This window comes from Variovorax sp. YR752 (genome assembly GCF_943372545.1).
The window spans coordinates 23,817-40,434 of the sequence record NZ_CALRZC010000052.1 but is presented as its reverse complement, the minus strand read 5'-3'; the positions used below and the strand labels follow the sequence as shown (position 1 = coordinate 40,434).

Below are 16,618 nucleotides of genomic sequence, written 5' to 3'. Positions count from 1 at the left end.
CAGCGCGCGCTGCACATCGACGAGCTGCCGCACGCCGAGGAATACGAAACGCTGGCAGGCTTCCTGATGGTGATGCTGCGCCGCGTGCCCAAGCGCACGGACAGCGTGACCTGGGGCGGCTACACCTTCGAGGTGATGGACGTCGACAGTTACCGCATCGACCAGGTGATGGTGACCAGGGGCTCGGCCACCGCCAAGGCCGTGGTCGTCGACTGAGCGATTGCGCTCAGGCCGCCGAGCGATCGCGCTCGCGTTCCTTGTCGACGTACGCCCACAACCGCTGGTTCGCGAACACGGCGTTCGGGTACGGCGCGCGACCGCGGCTGCCGTTGTAGCGACCCAGCGTCATGAACAGGTCGCCCTTCTCGCGGTCGAGGTAGTGGCGCAGGATCACGCAGCCGAAGCGCAGGTTGGTCTGCATGTGGAACAGCTTGGCGGAGTCGCTGTCGCCGATCACGCGGGTCCAGAATGGCATCACCTGCATGTAGCCGCGCGCGCCCGCACTGGAGACCGCGAACTTGCGGAAGTTGCTCTCGACCTGGATCAGGCCCAGCACCAGGCTCACGTCGAGCCCCGAGCGCTTGGCCTCGTACCAGACGGTCTGCAGGAACTCGATGCGCGTGGACGCATCGGCCACTTTCTTGCGCAGGCGCTCGCTCATCTCGCCGAGCCACCGCAGGTACGCGAGGCGGGCCTCGGTGTCGGCAAACTGCGGCACCGGCGGCGCCTTGTTGTGAACGGCCGAACTCAGCGCGGTGCGCACCGAATCGATCAGCGGCTCTTCGATCTGCGCGCCGGCCCAGGCCGTTTGCGGCAGCGACAGAACCGTCAGGGCGCCTGCCGCAGCGCTGCCCAGCAGGCAGCTGCGTCGCGACAAGCCGCCCGCCACGCTCATGCCGCGAGCTTGCCGGCGATGAAGTCGGCGATGCCGGCCGCAGGCACCTTGGTGGCCGCGGTGTCGCGCCGGCCCTGGTACTCGAGCTGGCCTTCCTTGAGGCCGCGGTCGGAGATGACCACGCGGTGCGGCACGCCGATCAGTTCCCAGTCGGCAAACATCGCGCCCGGGCGCTCGCCGCGGTCGTCGAGCAGCACGTCGACACCCTTGGCCAGCAGCTCTTCGTAGAGCGCTTCGGCCGCGACCTTGACCTCGGGGCTGCGGTCCATGCCGATCGGGCAGACCACCACGGTGAACGGCGCCAGCGCGTCGGGCCAGATGATGCCGCGCTCGTCGTGGTTCTGTTCGATGGCAGCAGCCGGCAGGCGCGTGATGCCGATGCCGTAGCAGCCCATCTCGAGGAACTGCGGCTTGCCGCCTTCGTCGAGGTAGGTGGCGTTCATGTCCTTGCTGTACTTGGTGCCGAGCACGAAGACGTGGCCCACTTCAATGCCGCGCTCAATGGCCAGCACGCCCTTGCCGTCCGGCGAGGCGTCACCGGCGACCACGTTGCGCAGGTCGGCCACCAGGTCGGGCTCGGGCAGGTCACGGCCCCAGTTGACGCCGGTCATGTGGAAGTCGACCTCGTTGGCGCCGGTGATCCAGTCGGCCAGCACGGCGGCTTCGCGGTCGGCCACGAGCTTGACGGGCTTCTTGAGGTTCAGTGGGCCGAGGTAGCCCGGCTTGCAGCCGAAGTGCTCGTCGATCTCGGCGGTGGTGGCAAAGCGGAAGCCCTTGTCGAGGCCGGGCAGCTTGCTGACCTTGATCTCGTTCATGTCGTGGTCGCCGCGCAGCAGCAGCAGCCAGATTTGCGCGCCCTTGATGTTGCCGGCCGCGTCGAGGACGTCGGTGGCCAGCACGAGCGACTTGACCGTGGTGGCCAACGGCACGCCGAGCAGCTCGGCCACATCGGCACAGGTGGCCTTGCCGGGCGTAGGCGTCTTCTCGAGCGCGTTGGCGGCAGCAGGACGCGGGCCGGCCGGGGCCAGCGCCTCGGCCTTTTCCATGTTGGCCGCGTAGGTGCTGTCGGGGCAGTAGACGATGGCGTCTTCGCCGGTGGCGGCGATCACCTGGAACTCTTCGCTCAGGTCGCCGCCGATGGCGCCACTGTCGGCCGCGACGGCGCGGTAGCGCAGGCCGAAACGGTCGAAGATGTTGCGGTAGGCCTGCGCCATGATCTGGTAGCTGGCCTTGGCCGCGTCGAGGTCGCGGTCGAAGCTGTAGGCGTCCTTCATGATGAACTCGCGCCCACGCATCAGGCCGAAGCGCGGACGGCGCTCGTCGCGGAACTTGGTCTGGATCTGGTAGAAATTCTTCGGCAGCTGCTTGTAGCTGCGGATTTCCTGGCGCGCGATGTCGGTCACCACCTCTTCGCTGGTCGGCTGGATCACGAAGTCGCGGTCGTGGCGGTCCTTGATGCGAAGCAGCTCGGGGCCCATCTTGTCGAAGCGGCCGGTCTCCTGCCAGAACTCGGCCGGCTGCACCACGGGCATCGCGAGCTCGACGGCGCCGGCACGGTTCATTTCCTCGCGCACGATGGCCTCGACCTTGCGGATCACGCGCAGGCCCATGGGCATGTACGTGTAGATGCCCGTGCCGAGCTTCTTGATCATGCCGGCGCGCATCATGAGCCGATGGCTCGCGACCTCCGCGTCAGCGGGCGCTTCCTTCAGGGTGGAGACAAAAAATCGGGAAGCTTTCATCGGGATCGCGCAGGTGGGTTCGAAGTGAGGAGGGAGACAGGCACCCCGGATAGACCCTGAGAGCCCGGAACCGGTCGCTTGCCGAGGGCAACCCGGCATGCATAATCGACTCAGTTCAAAAATTGGGGTTTGATTATGCTCGACCGGGACGGCTTCAGGCCCAACGTCGGCATCATCCTGCTCAACCAGAGAAACCAGGTTTTCTGGGGCAAGCGCATACGCACGCATTCCTGGCAGTTTCCGCAAGGCGGCATCGACCGTGGCGAAAGTCCCGAGCAAGCCATGTTCCGGGAACTGCACGAGGAAGTCGGGCTCCATCCGGAGCATGTGCGCATCGTGGCCCGTACCCGCGACTGGTTGCGCTACGAGGTGCCGGATCGGTTCATCCGCCGTGACGCACGGGGCCACTACAAAGGCCAGAAGCAGATCTGGTATCTGCTGCAACTTGTCGGCCACGACTGGGATCTCAACCTGCGTGCCACCGACCATCCCGAATTCGACGCTTGGCGCTGGCATGACTACTGGGTCCCGCTCGACGTGGTCGTCGAGTTCAAGCGCGGCGTCTACGAGATGGCGCTTACCGAGCTTGCTCGCTACCTGCCCCGGCAGGATTTCCGCAACCGCTTCCTGCGCAGCAACGTGCGCGCCCGAGAATTCGAGCGCCACACGCTGGACCATGGAGCACCTGCGGGCCTCGACCTGCCGCCCGGCGGCAGCTTCGATCCGCATCCCGACCTTCCTTCTGCGAGCGATGAACCTCCTCCCAAGAACAGCGCGCCTTCTTCTTTCCCGACGCCACGCTGAGCGTGCGCTCATCATCGCCTGCGTCAGCCTGCTGGCCGCCTGCGCCTCCCGCGGCTACGACACCGACAACCCCGACTGGGCCCAGGCCGGCACGCCGCCCGCACCCAAGAGCACGGAGCAGGACAAGGAGTGGGAAGAAACCGCGGTGCCGCCGCCGCCTGCCTTCAGCGAAGCACGTCTGCTGCCGATCGCGATGCCGCCCTACATGACGCTGAAGTTCGGCGTCGACCCGAACACCATCGCCATCACGAAGGACGGCATCGTGCGTTACGTGGTGGTGGCACAGAACCGGGCCGGTGGCGCGGTCAATGCGTTCTACGAAGGTGTGCGCTGCTCGACGGCAGAGATGAAGAGCTATGCCCGCTACAACAACGGCGCCTGGCAGGAAACGAAGTCGCCCGAGTGGAAGCGCGTGAAGGACATGAACTCCAGCTATGTGCCGGCGCTGGCGTCGCAGGGCCTGTGCCGCGGCAACGCGCCGCGCAGTTCGGTCAACGAGATGGTGCAGAACATCCGCAATCCGCTGCGCGAAATGCCGTGAACCGGCGGCGGGGCATCACGCCCCGCCTTGGCGATCAACCCGGCATCAACACCATGTTGTCGCGGTGCACCATCTCCGGCTCGGCAGCGTAGCCCAGCAGCCGCTCGAATTCCGCCGAGGGCTTGCGGCACAGCAGCCGGGCCTCCACGCTCGAATAGTTGGCCAGCCCGCGGGCCAGCTCGACACCGTCGACATCGCGCACCGCGATCACGTCGCCGCGCGAGAACTCACCCGACACGCTCGTCATGCCGATCGGCAGCAGGCTCTTGCCTTCGCCGCGCACCTTCGCGGCCGCGCCGGCATCGACGATGACGGCACCGCGCAGCTGCAGGTGATCGGCCATCCAGCGCTTGCGCGCCTGGTGCTTGGCGGTCTGCGCCACGAGCAGCGTGCCGATGGATTCACCGCGCGTGAGCCGCAGCAGCGCGTCGGCTTCGCGGCCCCAGGCGATGACCGTGGAAGCACCGGAGCCCGCCGCGCGCTTGGCCGCGAGGATCTTGGTGATCATGCCGCCCCGCCCGATGCTCGAGCCGGCACCGCCCGCCATGGCTTCGAGCGCCGGATCGCCCGCAGCGGCTTCGTGCACGAACTTGGCGTCGGGGTCCTTGCGCGGGTCGGCCGTGTACAGGCCCTTCTGGTCGGTCAGGATGATCAGCGCATCGGCCTCGACCAGGTTGGCGACCAGCGCGCCGAGCGTGTCGTTGTCGCCGAACTTGATCTCGTCGTTGACGACGGTGTCGTTCTCGTTGATGACCGGCACCACGCCCAGGCGCAGCAGCGTGACGAGGGTCGAGCGTGCATTGAGGTAGCGCTCGCGGTCGGCCAAGTCTGCATGGGTCAGCAGCACCTGCGCGCTACCGATCTGGTTCTCGCGCAGCTTGGTCTCGTACATCTGGGCCAGGCCCATCTGCCCGACGGCCGCTGCGGCCTGCAGTTCGTGGATCGCGTGCGGCCGGGTCTTCCAGCCGAGGCGCTTCATGCCTTCGGCGATGGCGCCGCTCGACACCATGACCACCTCGCGCCCGTCGCGCACCAGCTGCGCCAGCTGCCGGCACCACTCGCCGATGGCGGCTTCGTCGAGGCCCCGCCCCTCGTTGGTCACAAGGCTGGAGCCCACCTTGACGACGATACGGCGGGCATCCCGCAAGGCAGTGGAACCGGAATTCGAGGTCATGAAGGAAGAAGGCGTGTTTCAGGGATGCAGCCTGCGCTGCTTGCTATCCATTTTGCAGCACCGAAGGCGCCGCGACGCCCTCAGTTTCCTTCGGGCGGCAGCGGAACGAAGCGCGGATCGACCACGACGGTTTCGTGTTCAGCCACCTGCTGCGCCTTGACCTGCTGGTACACAGCCTTGATCAGGTGTTCGCAGCCTTCGCGCGTGAGCGCCGAGATCTCGAAGACCGGGCCCTTGAAGCGCAGGCGCTTGACGAAGTCTTTGACCAGTGCCACGCGCTCGTCGCCAGGCACCATGTCGAGCTTGTTCAGCACCAGCCAGCGCGGCTTTTCGTAGAGCGCGGCATCGTACTTCTTCAGCTCGCCCACGATGGCCTTGGCTTGGGCGACCGGGTCAACGGCATCGTCGAACGGAGCCATATCGACCACGTGCAGCAGCAGGCGCGTGCGCTGCAAGTGCCGCAGGAACAGGTGACCGAGGCCGGCGCCTTCGGACGCGCCTTCGATCAGGCCGGGCAGGTCGGCGACCACGAAGCTTTGCTCCGGACCGACGCGCACCACACCCAGGTTGGGGTGCAATGTGGTGAAGGGGTAGTCCGCGATACGGGGACGGGCGTTCGAGATGGCGCTGATCAGGGTCGACTTGCCCGCGTTGGGCATGCCCAGCAGGCCCACGTCAGCCAGCACCTTGAGCTCGAGCTTGAGGCTCTTCTTCTCACCGGGCCAGCCGGGCGTCTTCTGGCGCGGCGCACGGTTGATCGCGCTCTTGAAGCGCATGTTGCCGAAACCGCCGTCACCGCCCTTGGCGATCGTGACGACCTCACCTTCCGTCAGCATCTCGTACAAGACCTCGCCGGTTTCGGCGTCGGTGATGATCGTGCCGACCGGCATCCGGAGCACGATGTCATCGCCCGCGGCGCCGAACATGTCGGAGCCCATGCCGTGCTCGCCGCGCCTGGCTTCGTGCCGGCGCGAGTAGCGGAAATCGACCAGGGTGTTGAGGTTCGAGTCGGCCACCGCGAACACGTGGCCGCCACGGCCGCCGTCGCCGCCGTTGGGGCCGCCGAACTCTTTGTACTTCTCATGTCGGAACGACACGCAGCCGTTGCCGCCATCGCCCGCGGCGATGTCGATGAAGGCTTCGTCGACGAACTTCATGGGATGTCCAGTTTACAAATGAAGAAGCCCCGGCAATGCGGGGCCTCGGAAAGATCGAAGTGACTAGCGGGGCTTAGGCCGCGGGCGTCACATTGACCATGTGCTTGTTCAGCGCACCCTTGTGACCGAACGACACATGGCCGTCGACCAGGGCGAAGAGCGTGTGGTCCTTGCCCACGCCGACGTTCACGCCGGGGTGGAACTGGGTGCCGCGCTGGCGCACGATGATCGAGCCTGCGCTGATCAGTTCGCCGCCGAAGGCCTTCACGCCGAGCATCTTGGGCTTGGAATCGCGCCCGTTTCGCGTTGAGCCGCCGCCTTTTTTCTGTGCCATGGAATGTGCTCCTTAGCCGGCGATCGCGCCGATTTGCAGTTCGGTGAACTGCTGGCGATGGCCTTGACGTTTTTGATAGTGCTTGCGACGGCGCATCTTGAAGATGCCGACCTTGTCGTGCTTGCCGTGCGACAGTACCGTGACTGTCACCGTTGCGCCGGACACCAGGGGCGTGCCAACCTTGATTTCAGCGCCGTTTCCGACAGCCAGAACCTGGTCGATCACGATTTCCTGGCCTACGTCCGCAGCAATCTGTTCTACTTTAATTTTTTCGCCGGAAGCAACGCGATATTGCTTGCCGCCGGTTTTTATGACCGCGTACATGTAAACCTCTTAGAAATGAGTCCCCGCAGCGAATTCCGCAGAGCCCAAGATTATAGCGCGCTTTGCGACCGCTCACCACCCCGACTCTGAGACACGCCTGGGATTCGTGCACGGCTCCCTATAATTCCGGCGTTCCGGCCTCCAGGGCCGCCCTCATCTTCGCAGCGCCCCGCGCCTTCGCTTTGCCAGTTCCCGCCGCCGACACCTCCCCCACCGCCACTGTGCTGGACCTGATTGCCGGCGACATGGTCGAAGTCGACCGTGTGATCGCCCAGCGCCTGAACACCGGCGTCCCACTGGTCAGCCAGGTTTCGCAATACATCATTTCGGCCGGCGGCAAGCGGCTGCGGCCGGCGCTGCTGCTGCTCATGGCAGGCGCGCTCGGCTACACCGGCGAACAGCGCTTCAATCTGGCCGCCGTGGTGGAGTTCATCCACACGGCCACACTGCTGCACGACGACGTGGTCGACGAATCGACTCTGCGCCGGGGTCGCGCCACCGCCAACGAATCCTTCGGCAACCCCGCCAGCGTGCTGGTGGGCGACTTCCTGTACTCGCGCGCCTTCCAGATGATGTTGGATGCAAACAACATGCGCATCATGCAGATCCTGGCCGAAGCGACCAACGTGATCGCTGAAGGCGAAGTGCTGCAGTTGATGAACATGCATGACGCCTCGCTGGACGAAGCGGCCTACCTGCGCGTCATCCGCTCCAAGACCGCCAAACTCTTCGAGGCGAGCACCCGGCTGGCGGCCGTGCTGGCCGGCACCACGCCCGAAGTCGAAGAAGCCTGCGCCACCTATGGACAGGCACTGGGCACGGCCTTCCAGGTGATCGATGACGTACTTGATTACGCGGGCGACGCCCACGAAACCGGGAAGAACGTCGGCGACGACTTGCGCGAAGGCAAGACCACCTTGCCGCTGATCTTCGCCATGCAGCGTGGCACGCCCGAGCAGAGCGCACTGGTGCGCGCGGCCATCGAGGCCGGTGACACCGCGCAGCTGGGAAAAATCGTCGAGATCGTTCGCGAAACCGGCGCCCTGGAAGCTTCGCGCGCCGCCGCAGCCGCAGAGGCCGAACGCGCAATTCACGCGTTGCGCGACCTTCCGTCGAATTTGCACGCTTCAGGTTTGCTACAATTAGCGGCTCAGTTGCTTGAGCGACGTGCCTGAACACCTCACCAGAGTTGGCCTCTAGGACGATTTCATTTTTGCAACCAATCGGGGTGTAGCTTAGCCTGGTAGAGCGCTACGTTCGGGACGTAGAGGCCGGAGGTTCGAATCCTCTCACCCCGACCAGTTTTTCTCGACTGGTCCAGTTAATGTCAGCTCCTGTTGCTGTGTAACGATTTACAGCACAGGCGTGTTCAGCGATGATCGTGAAGCACTTTTTCACATCTTTTGCATTCGCTGAATGGCCGCTGCCGAAATTCCCGTTAAAGAAACTACGCAGATCGCCCTTCCCGGCTTGGCGCGCGCCTTGGTGTCCGCCGGCAAGCTTGCAGCGAAATCGGCCGAAGAGATCTATCAGAAGTCGCTGAGCGGCCGCACGAGCTTCATCGCCGAACTGACCGGCACCGGCGCCGTCTCGGCCGCGGACCTCGCACACACCCTGTCGAGCGCCTTCGGCGCTCCGCTGCTCGACCTCGATGCCATCGATCACCAGCGCCTACCCAAGGACCTGCTCGATCCGAAGCTCTGCCACGCTTACCGCATCGTCGTTCTCAGCAAGCGCAACAACCGCCTGATCGTCGCCACAGCCGACCCCTCGGACCAGCAGGCTGCGGAGAAGATCAAGTTCGCGTCGCAGATGGGCGTGGACTGGGTCATCGCGGAGTACGACAAACTCTCGCGCATGATCGAAGCCGCCGCCGCGAGCGCTGCGGAAACGATCAACAGCATCGTCGGCACAGAATTCGAGTTCGACGATGTCACAGCCGACACCTCGGGCGACGCGAACGAACAGGCCATCGCCGAAGTCGAAGACGCACCCGTGGTGCGTTTCCTGCACAAGATGCTGCTCGACGCAGTGAGCATGCGGGCCTCGGACATCCACTTCGAGCCCTACGAACACCACTACCGGGTGCGCTTCCGGGTCGACGGCGAACTGCGCGAAATCGCCAGCCCGCCCACGGTCATCAAGGACAAGCTGGCCTCGCGCATCAAGGTCATTTCGCGGCTCGACATCTCGGAAAAGCGCGTGCCGCAAGACGGCCGCATGAAGCTCAAGATCGGGCCCGACCGCGTGATCGACTTTCGCGTGAGCACGCTGCCCACGCTGTTCGGCGAGAAGATCGTCGTGCGTATCCTGGACCCGAGCAGCGCGCGCATGGGCATCGATGCTCTGGGCTACGACGCCGACGAGAAAGAACGGCTCCTTCATGCCATCGGCCGTCCCTACGGCATGGTGCTGGTGACTGGCCCCACGGGCTCGGGCAAAACCGTGTCGCTCTACACCTGCTTGAACCTGCTGAATCAGCCGGGCGTCAACATCGCGACGGCGGAAGACCCGTCGGAAATCAACCTGCCCGGCGTCAACCAGGTCAACGTCAACGAGAAGGCCGGACTGACCTTCGCGGCCGCGCTGCGCGCCTTCCTGCGGCAGGATCCCGACATCATCATGGTCGGCGAAATCCGCGACCTCGAAACCGCCGACATCTCGATCAAGGCCGCACAGACCGGCCACTTGGTGCTGTCGACGCTCCACACCAACGACGCCCCGACCACGCTGACGCGCATGCGCAACATGGGCATCGCACCGTTCAACATCGCGTCGAGCGTGATCCTGATCACCGCGCAGCGCCTTGCGCGCCGGCTGTGCATGCTGTGCCGCACGCCGATCGACATCCCGCGCGAAGCCCTGCTCGAGGCCGGCTTCAACGAGGAAGACATCAACGGCACCTGGAAGCCATACCGCCCGGTTGGCTGCGCCGCCTGCAGCGGCGGCTACAAGGGCCGGGTCGGCATCTACCAGGTGATGCCGATTACGGAAGCCATCCAGGAAATCATCCTGCGCGATGGCAGCGCACTGGACATCGCGAACCAATCCGAAGCCGAAGGCGTGCGCTCGCTGCGCCAGTCGGGTCTTCGCAAAGTCATGCAGGGCCTCACTTCGCTCGAAGAAGTCGTGGCCTGCACCAACCTATAACGAACACACTGAACCGGAGATCGAATGGCAACAGTGGCATCCTCCCGCTCCCAGGTCACGCACAAGGAATTCGTCTTCGAATGGGAAGGCAAGGACCGCAACGGCAAGCTGGTGCGTGGCGAACTTCGCGCCGCCGGGGAAAACCAGGTGCAAGCGGCACTGCGCCGCCAAGGCGTGCTGGCGTCCAAGATCAAGAAGCGCCGCATGCGTTCGGGCAAGTCGATCAAGCCCAAGGACATTGCGATCTTCACGCGCCAGCTCGCGACCATGATGAAAGCCGGCGTGCCGCTGCTGCAGTCCTTCGACATCGTCGGCCGCGGCAACGCCAACCCGAGCGTCGCCAAGCTGCTGAACGACATCCGCAGCGATGTCGAGACCGGCACGTCGCTGTCGGCGGCCTTCCGCAAGTTTCCGAAGTACTTCGACAACCTGTATTGCAACCTGGTGGAAGCCGGTGAAGCGGCCGGTATTCTGGAAGACCTGCTCGATCGCCTGGCCACCTACATGGAGAAGACCGAGGCGATCAAGTCGAAAATCAAGTCGGCGCTGATGTATCCGACCTCGGTGGTCGTCGTGGCCTTCGTGGTGGTCGCGATCATCATGATCTTCGTGATTCCCGCGTTCAAGCAGGTGTTCTCTTCATTCGGCGCCGACCTGCCCGCACCGACGTTGATCGTGATGGCGATCAGCGAGTTTTTTGTTTCCTATTGGTGGCTGATCTTCGGCGTGATCGGTGGCGGCATCTACTTCTTCCTCCAGGCCTGGAAGCGCAACGAGCGCGTCCAGAAAGTCATGGACCGCCTGCTGCTGCGCATTCCCATCTTCGGCACGCTGATCGAGAAATCCTGCGTGGCCCGCTGGACCCGCACGCTCGCCACCATGTTCGCGGCCGGCGTTCCGCTGGTCGAGGCCCTCGACTCCGTGGGTGGCGCCTCGGGCAACTCGGTGTACGGCGATGCCACCGCCAAGATCCAACAGGAAGTCTCGACCGGCACCAGCCTGACGACGGCCATGACCAACGTCAACCTGTTCCCTTCGATGGTGATCCAGATGACCGCCATCGGTGAAGAATCAGGCTCGATCGATCACATGCTCGGCAAGGCCGCGGACTTCTACGAGTCTGAAGTTGACGACATGGTCGCCGGTCTCTCCAGCCTGATGGAACCCATCATCATCGTGTTCCTGGGCGTCATCATCGGTGGCATCGTGGTGTCGATGTACCTGCCCATCTTCAAGCTCGGCCAGGTCGTCTGATGCTGGTGTCGCAAGGGTTCGACACCGCATTGGCCGGTGTGCTGGGGCTATTGATCGGCAGCTTCCTGAATGTGGTGATCTATCGCACCCCCGTCATGATGTACCGGGGCTGGCTGAGCGATGCGGTCGCCAACCTCATGTCATCGAAGGACATGCCCTCGCTCTGGTCGCTGGTCTTCGGCCCGAAGTCGGTGCCGCCCGCGGGTCTCGAAGCGGCGGCCGACAAGGCGGCGGAAGCCCTCGAGAAGCTGCCACCTTTCGACCTTTCGCGCCCTGCTTCGCGCTGCGGTGCGTGCGGCCATCGGATTCGCTGGTACCAGAACATCCCGGTGCTGAGCTACCTTCTGCTGCGCGGCCGATGCGCCAGCTGCAAAACATCGATCAGCCTTCGCTACCCCCTCGTCGAACTGATCACCGGCGCGCTGTTCGCCCTGTGCGCGCATCGCTTCGGCATCACCCCCACGGGCGCGCTCTGGGCAGCTTTCGGCGCCGTGCTGATCTGCCAGTTCCTGATCGACTTCGACACGCAGTTCCTGCCCGATGCGTTGAACTATCCGCTGCTCTGGCTGGGCCTGATCGGTGCCGCCATGGGCTGGACCGGCGTCGCCCTGAATGCCGCCGTCTGGGGCGCCGTCTTCGGCTACCTGAGCCTGTGGCTTGTGTACCATGGCTACCGCCTGGCCACAGGCAAGGAAGGCATGGGACATGGGGACTTCAAACTGCTCGCTGCTTTGGGCGCTTGGCTCGGCGCCGACTACCTCATCGCGATCATCCTCGTGTCGTCAGTGGTGGGCGCCGTGATCGGCCTGACGCTGCGCTTCGCCGGCAAGCTGGCCCACAAGGACATCCCCATCGCCTTCGGCCCCTTCCTGGCCGGTGCCGGGCTGATCTGCCTCGTGGCCGGTCCCGCCGTCGTGAAGCAGTGGATTCCTTTCGCCTTCCCTTTCGGGGCCTTGGCTCTCTAGGCTCGACAACGGCATGGCGGTGAAACGCATCGGCCTGACCGGCGGTATCGGCAGCGGCAAAAGCACGGTCGCGTCGCTGCTGATGGCCGAAGGGGCGGTGCTGGTCGACACCGACGCCATCGCTCGCAGCATCGCGCAGGCCGGCGGCATCGCGATGCCCGCCCTTGAGGCCGCGTTCGGCCCTTCAGTCATCGCCCCCGACGGCAGCCTCGACCGAGCTGCCATGCGCCAGCTGGTGTTCACCGATGCGGGCGCCAAGGCCCGCCTCGAAGCCATCCTGCACCCGCTGATCGGCACCGAAACCCAGCGTCAGGCAGCGGTGGCCGGCGGCGATGCCATCGTCGTGTTCGATGTGCCCCTGCTGGTCGAATCCGGCCGCTGGCGCGCCCTCGTGGACCGCGTGCTGGTGGTCGATGCCCGGGAAGAAACGCAACTGCAGCGCGTGGTCACGCGCTCGGGCTGGACGCCCGAAGCCGTGCGTGCCGTGATCGCCCAGCAGGCCCCGCGCAAGGCACGCCGGGCCGCCGCCGACGCCGTGATTTACAACGAGTCGCTGACGCTCGCGGAACTAGGCACCGAGGTGCGGGGTCTCTGGAAGCTGTGGGCCGCGGCCACCACGCGATAATCCGAGACCAGCCGCCCCGGCGGCTCTATAACGATTACGACAAAAAGGCGCTCGCCACTGCAGTGCCCTCCCCGAGATGCTTTTCAACTCGTATCCCTTCATTTTTGTCTATTTCCCGCTGGTCCTGATCGGGTTCTTCCTGATCGGCAAACGCAACACCCGCGCCGCCGCGGGCTTCCTCGGACTGGCTTCGCTGTTCTTCTACGGTTGGTGGAGCGTGCAGGCCCTGCCGCTGCTGCTGGGCTCGATCTGCGTCAACTACTGGTTCGGCCTGCAGCTGACGCCCGCGCCGGGCCGCAACGACCGCAAGCGCAAGACGCTGTTGATCGCTGCGCTGGTGATCAACCTGGGCGTGCTGGCCGTCTTCAAGTACGCCAACTTCTTCCTGGAAAACGTCGACGCGGGGCTGGTCGCGGCAGGTATGACGCCAATCGATCTGGTGCACATCGTGCTGCCGATCGGCATCTCGTTCTACACCTTCACGCAGATCGCCTTCCTGGTCGACTGCTGGCAGGGCAAGGTGCACGAGCGCAGCTTCATCCACTACATGCTGTTCGTCACCTACTTCCCGCACCTGATCGCGGGCCCGGTGCTGCACCACGCGCAGATGATGCCGCAGTTCGCGAACCCCGCGACCTACCGCGTGGACCCGAACAAGGTCGCCATCGGCATTGCGATCTTCGTCTTCGGCCTGGCCAAGAAGCTGCTGATCGCCGACCCCATGGGGCAGTACGCCGACCTGATGTTCAACGGCGTTCACAAGGGCATCGAGCCCACGCTGTACACCGCATGGTTTGGCGCGCTGGCCTACACGCTGCAGATCTATTTCGACTTCTCGGGCTACTCGGACATGGCCGTGGGCCTCTCGATGTGCCTGGGCGTGCAGCTGCCGCTCAACTTCCGCTCACCTTACAAGTCGACCAACATCATCGAGTTCTGGCGCCGCTGGCACATCTCGCTGTCGACCTTCCTGCGCGACTACCTCTACGTGCCGCTGGGCGGTAACCGCAAGGGCCCGGCACGGCGCTACCTGAACCTGTTTCTCACCATGCTGCTGGGCGGCCTGTGGCACGGCGCGGCCTGGACCTACGTGGTCTGGGGTGCGATGCACGGCGCGTTCCTGATGATCAACCACCTCTGGAACGCCAAGGTCCGTCGCAACGCCACCCCGGGCCGCATCGCGCGCGTGCTGGGCTGGCTGCTGACCTTCCTGTGCGTGGTGGTGGCCTGGATCGTCTTCCGCGCCGACGGCATGACCACGGCCATGTCCATCTACAAGGGCATGCTGGGCATGCACGGCGCGCCGGCGTCGGCGTTCAGCGAGTTCGGCAAGGTGCCGTTCCGCAAGCCCGAGTTCTTCCAGCTCATGCTGGTGGCGATCGTCATCTGCCTGACGCTGCCGCCGACCATCACCCTGGAGCGCTGGATTCCCCATCCGAAGTCGATGGCCGGCCGCCCTGTGATGGCCCGCCTGTCGACCGCGGTGCTCGCCATCGGTACCTTCGCACTGTTCGCGTGGTGTGTTTCGAAGCTGGGCGGCTACAGCCCCTTCCTCTATTTCCAATTCTGATTCGACATGACGACGACGCCCGCGAAAGTCTGGCTGCGCTTCTTCCTCATCGGCTACTTCGTCCTGATGGCCCTGTGGATCATTTCGCTGACCAGCCCGGTCCCCTACGGCGACCTCACGCGCATCGGACGGCTGTCCGAGCGCGAGTTCGGCTGGCGCGACCCGCCGCCCAAGGTCGACCCGGTCTACCTCGCCAGCACGCCCATCGAACAAGCGGACGTGATGGTCGTCGGCGACAGCTTTTCCATGACGCACCGCTGGCAGTCCGTGCTCGCCAAGGCCGGCTACCGCGTCTCGACCTCCTACTGGGGCCAGTACGGCGAATCGCTGTGCGGCGACTTCAGCCAGTGGGTCCACGACTCCGGCTTCAAGGGCAAGCTGGTCATTATCGAAAGCGTGGAGCGCCTGCTGGACATGCGCATGCGCTACAGCGAGCGCTGCAAGGACGGCAAGACCATCTTCCCGTACAGCGCCAAGGCCGAGCCCCTGATCGAGCCCGACGAGACCGTGCCGGCCTTCGCGCCCAACTGGGAAGTGCAGTACATGACCGGCGTCGTCACCTACTACCACACCTGGAAGGCCAAGAACTCGCCGGTAGACACCTATTTCGACCGTGACACCTGGGTAAGGAAAGTACCCGACGGTTGCAAATTCTTCTCGCATCGCCAGTGCGACCGGATGCCGTTCTTCCAGGAAGACGAAGACAATGGCCCGTTGACCCCCGAGACGCTGGCGCGAATGAAGACCTTCACCCAGGCGCACAGCACCCTCCCGATCCTGTGGATGGTGGTGCCCAACAAGACGACGGTCTACATCAAGCCCGACTTCTCGAAAGACTTCGAAAGCGGCTTCCGCGACGCGAAGCTCGGCCCCGACCTTTACGCCTTCACCCGCGAAAAGCACACGCAGATCCGCGACTTCTACTTCTCGAACGACACGCACATGTCCATGCACGGACAGCTCGCACTCGGCGAGCGCATGCTGGCCGCCGTGCGCGAAGTGATGCCCACACCCCCTTCGAAATCGCCCTGAAGTTATGATTCCGCGACAGGAAACCGACAAATACGCGTGATCCTCTACGAGTACCCCTTCAACGAGCGCATCCGCACGTACCTGAGGCTGGAGCATCTGTTCCGCCGCCTCGGGGAACTGGTGCCCTCGGAATCGCCGCTTTCGCACCACTACGCCCTGGTCACGATTTTCGAGATCATGGATGTGGCGGCGCGCGCCGACCTCAAGGCCGACGTGCTGCGCGACCTCGACAAGCACAAGAACGTCTTCAACAGCTACCGGGGCAATCCGGCCATCGCCGAGACCGTGCTGAACCAGGTCGTCGACCAGCTCGAACGCAACTTCAGCGCGCTCAACGGCGTGGCCGGCAAGGCGGGACAGTCACTCACCGAGAACGAGTGGCTCATGAGCATCCGCAGCCGCGCCGGCATTCCGGGCGGCACCTGCGAATTCGACCTGCCCGCCTACTACGCGTGGCAGCATCGCGCCCCGCCCAGCCGCCGCGCCGACCTGGAACGCTGGTCGAACACGCTGTCGCCACTGGCCTCGTCGATCTACCTGCTGCTCAAGCTGCTGCGCGACGCCGACGTGCCCTACAAGGTGATCGCCACCCATGGGCAGTTCCAGCAGAACCTGCCGCAGGGGCGCAGCTTCCAGCTGCTGCGGCTGCGCATCGATCCCAAGCTGGGCCTCGTCCCGGAAATCAGCGGCAACCGACTCATGGTCTCCGTGCGGCTCATGCGGCACGAAGCCGACGACCGCCTGCACGCGAGCACACAAGACACCCCCTTCGAACTGACCCTCTGCGCATGAGGCCCGGTGTGAGCAAGAAGAAAGAAGACGAACGCATCGTCCGCTGCCCGAACTGCGGCGGCGACAGCATCTACGCCGAGCGCAACCCGTTCCGGCCGTTCTGCAGCGCGCGCTGCAAGGGCATCGACTTCGGCGCCTGGGCCAGCGAAGAATTCAGGATGCCGGCGGAGGCACCGCCCGACGAAGAGCCTTTCGGCGACCCCAAACTGACGACGCAGTAGCTTGGGCTGCCCGGCACCGCAGCCCCAGGCTGCGGGCT

18 protein-coding genes and 1 tRNA gene are annotated in these 16,618 nt (G+C 64.8%); 13 read left to right on the top strand and 6 right to left on the bottom strand.

Translation table 11 applies throughout. The annotated features are described in order from the left end of the window. The coding region (locus tag AAG801_RS14705) for a transporter associated domain-containing protein (protein WP_341889033.1) at positions 1-216 on the top strand (216 nt) is incomplete at its 5' end. Positions 217-226: 10 nt separating this feature from the next. Here AAG801_RS14705 and AAG801_RS14700 read toward each other — a convergent pair. Beyond that, the gene (locus AAG801_RS14700; RefSeq protein WP_341889032.1) at positions 227-895 is read right to left on the bottom strand and encodes a lytic transglycosylase domain-containing protein; all 669 of its coding nucleotides are present in this window, start codon (positions 893-895) and stop codon (positions 227-229) included. Next, positions 892-2,637, bottom strand: a complete 1,746-nt coding sequence (locus AAG801_RS14695) for a proline--tRNA ligase (RefSeq protein WP_341889031.1) — start codon at positions 2,635-2,637, stop codon at positions 892-894. Before AAG801_RS14695 ends, AAG801_RS14700 begins: the two co-directional genes overlap by 4 nt. A gap of 135 nt (positions 2,638-2,772) precedes the next feature. Here AAG801_RS14695 and AAG801_RS14690 point away from each other — a divergent pair, with 135 nt between their 5' ends. Both AAG801_RS14690 and AAG801_RS14685 read left to right on the top strand, forming a co-directional pair. Further along, complete coding sequence (locus tag AAG801_RS14690) at positions 2,773-3,441, top strand: RNA pyrophosphohydrolase (protein ID WP_099792345.1); 669 nt, start codon at positions 2,773-2,775, stop codon at positions 3,439-3,441. Further along, entirely contained in the window at positions 3,389-3,982 is a 594-nt protein-coding gene (locus AAG801_RS14685) for a CNP1-like family protein (RefSeq protein ID WP_341889030.1), read from the top strand. The genes AAG801_RS14690 and AAG801_RS14685 overlap by 53 nt, the downstream gene beginning before the upstream one ends. 34 nt (positions 3,983-4,016) lie before the next feature. Here the strand turns inward: AAG801_RS14685 and proB are convergent, their stop codons facing one another. From proB to rplU, 4 genes are all read right to left on the bottom strand, one after another. Further along, positions 4,017-5,156: a glutamate 5-kinase gene (gene proB / locus AAG801_RS14680; RefSeq protein WP_192193330.1), complete on the bottom strand. Its 1,140-nt coding sequence runs from the start codon at positions 5,154-5,156 to the stop codon at positions 4,017-4,019. Positions 5,157-5,236: 80 nt separating this feature from the next. Continuing rightward, a complete protein-coding gene (gene cgtA, locus AAG801_RS14675; RefSeq protein ID WP_341889029.1) occupies positions 5,237-6,313 on the bottom strand; it encodes an Obg family GTPase CgtA in 1,077 nt (358 codons plus the stop codon). 73 nt (positions 6,314-6,386) lie between these two features. After that, positions 6,387-6,647: a 50S ribosomal protein L27 gene (gene rpmA / locus AAG801_RS14670; protein WP_013543198.1), complete on the bottom strand. Its 261-nt coding sequence runs from the start codon at positions 6,645-6,647 to the stop codon at positions 6,387-6,389. A gap of 12 nt (positions 6,648-6,659) precedes the next feature. Next, positions 6,660-6,971: a 50S ribosomal protein L21 gene (gene rplU / locus AAG801_RS14665; protein WP_042578903.1), complete on the bottom strand. Its 312-nt coding sequence runs from the start codon at positions 6,969-6,971 to the stop codon at positions 6,660-6,662. Between the two features lie 182 nt (positions 6,972-7,153). On the opposite strand from rplU, the gene AAG801_RS14660 reads away from it, so the two are divergent. From AAG801_RS14660 to AAG801_RS14615, 10 genes are all read left to right on the top strand, one after another. Then, complete coding sequence (locus tag AAG801_RS14660; protein ID WP_101488973.1) at positions 7,154-8,146, top strand: polyprenyl synthetase family protein; 993 nt, start codon at positions 7,154-7,156, stop codon at positions 8,144-8,146. A 49-nt stretch (positions 8,147-8,195) separates the two neighbouring features. Continuing rightward, positions 8,196-8,272 (top strand) — tRNA-Pro (locus AAG801_RS14655). Between the two features lie 115 nt (positions 8,273-8,387). Further along, positions 8,388-10,121: a type IV-A pilus assembly ATPase PilB gene (gene pilB / locus AAG801_RS14650; protein ID WP_341889028.1), complete on the top strand. Its 1,734-nt coding sequence runs from the start codon at positions 8,388-8,390 to the stop codon at positions 10,119-10,121. A 24-nt stretch (positions 10,122-10,145) separates the two neighbouring features. Beyond that, positions 10,146-11,375, top strand: a complete 1,230-nt coding sequence (locus AAG801_RS14645) for a type II secretion system F family protein (RefSeq protein WP_341889027.1) — start codon at positions 10,146-10,148, stop codon at positions 11,373-11,375. Then, complete coding sequence (locus AAG801_RS14640) at positions 11,375-12,340, top strand: A24 family peptidase (protein WP_341889026.1); 966 nt, start codon at positions 11,375-11,377, stop codon at positions 12,338-12,340. The genes AAG801_RS14645 and AAG801_RS14640 overlap by 1 nt, the downstream gene beginning before the upstream one ends. A gap of 13 nt (positions 12,341-12,353) precedes the next feature. Further along, a complete protein-coding gene (gene coaE / locus AAG801_RS14635) occupies positions 12,354-12,965 on the top strand; it encodes a dephospho-CoA kinase (protein WP_341889025.1) in 612 nt (203 codons plus the stop codon). A 76-nt stretch (positions 12,966-13,041) separates the two neighbouring features. Beyond that, positions 13,042-14,535, top strand: a complete 1,494-nt coding sequence (locus tag AAG801_RS14630; RefSeq protein ID WP_341889024.1) for an MBOAT family protein — start codon at positions 13,042-13,044, stop codon at positions 14,533-14,535. Between the two features lie 6 nt (positions 14,536-14,541). Further along, a complete protein-coding gene (locus tag AAG801_RS14625; protein ID WP_341889023.1) occupies positions 14,542-15,567 on the top strand; it encodes a hypothetical protein in 1,026 nt (341 codons plus the stop codon). 36 nt (positions 15,568-15,603) lie between these two features. Then, on the top strand, positions 15,604-16,359 hold the full coding sequence (gene zapD, locus AAG801_RS14620; protein ID WP_101488967.1) for a cell division protein ZapD: 756 nt from the start codon (positions 15,604-15,606) through the stop codon (positions 16,357-16,359). Next, positions 16,356-16,580 carry a DNA gyrase inhibitor YacG gene (locus tag AAG801_RS14615; RefSeq protein ID WP_341889022.1) on the top strand — a complete coding sequence of 75 codons (225 nt, stop codon included), beginning with the start codon at positions 16,356-16,358 and terminating at the stop codon, positions 16,578-16,580. Before zapD ends, AAG801_RS14615 begins: the two co-directional genes overlap by 4 nt. Positions 16,581-16,618 lie beyond the last annotated feature (38 nt).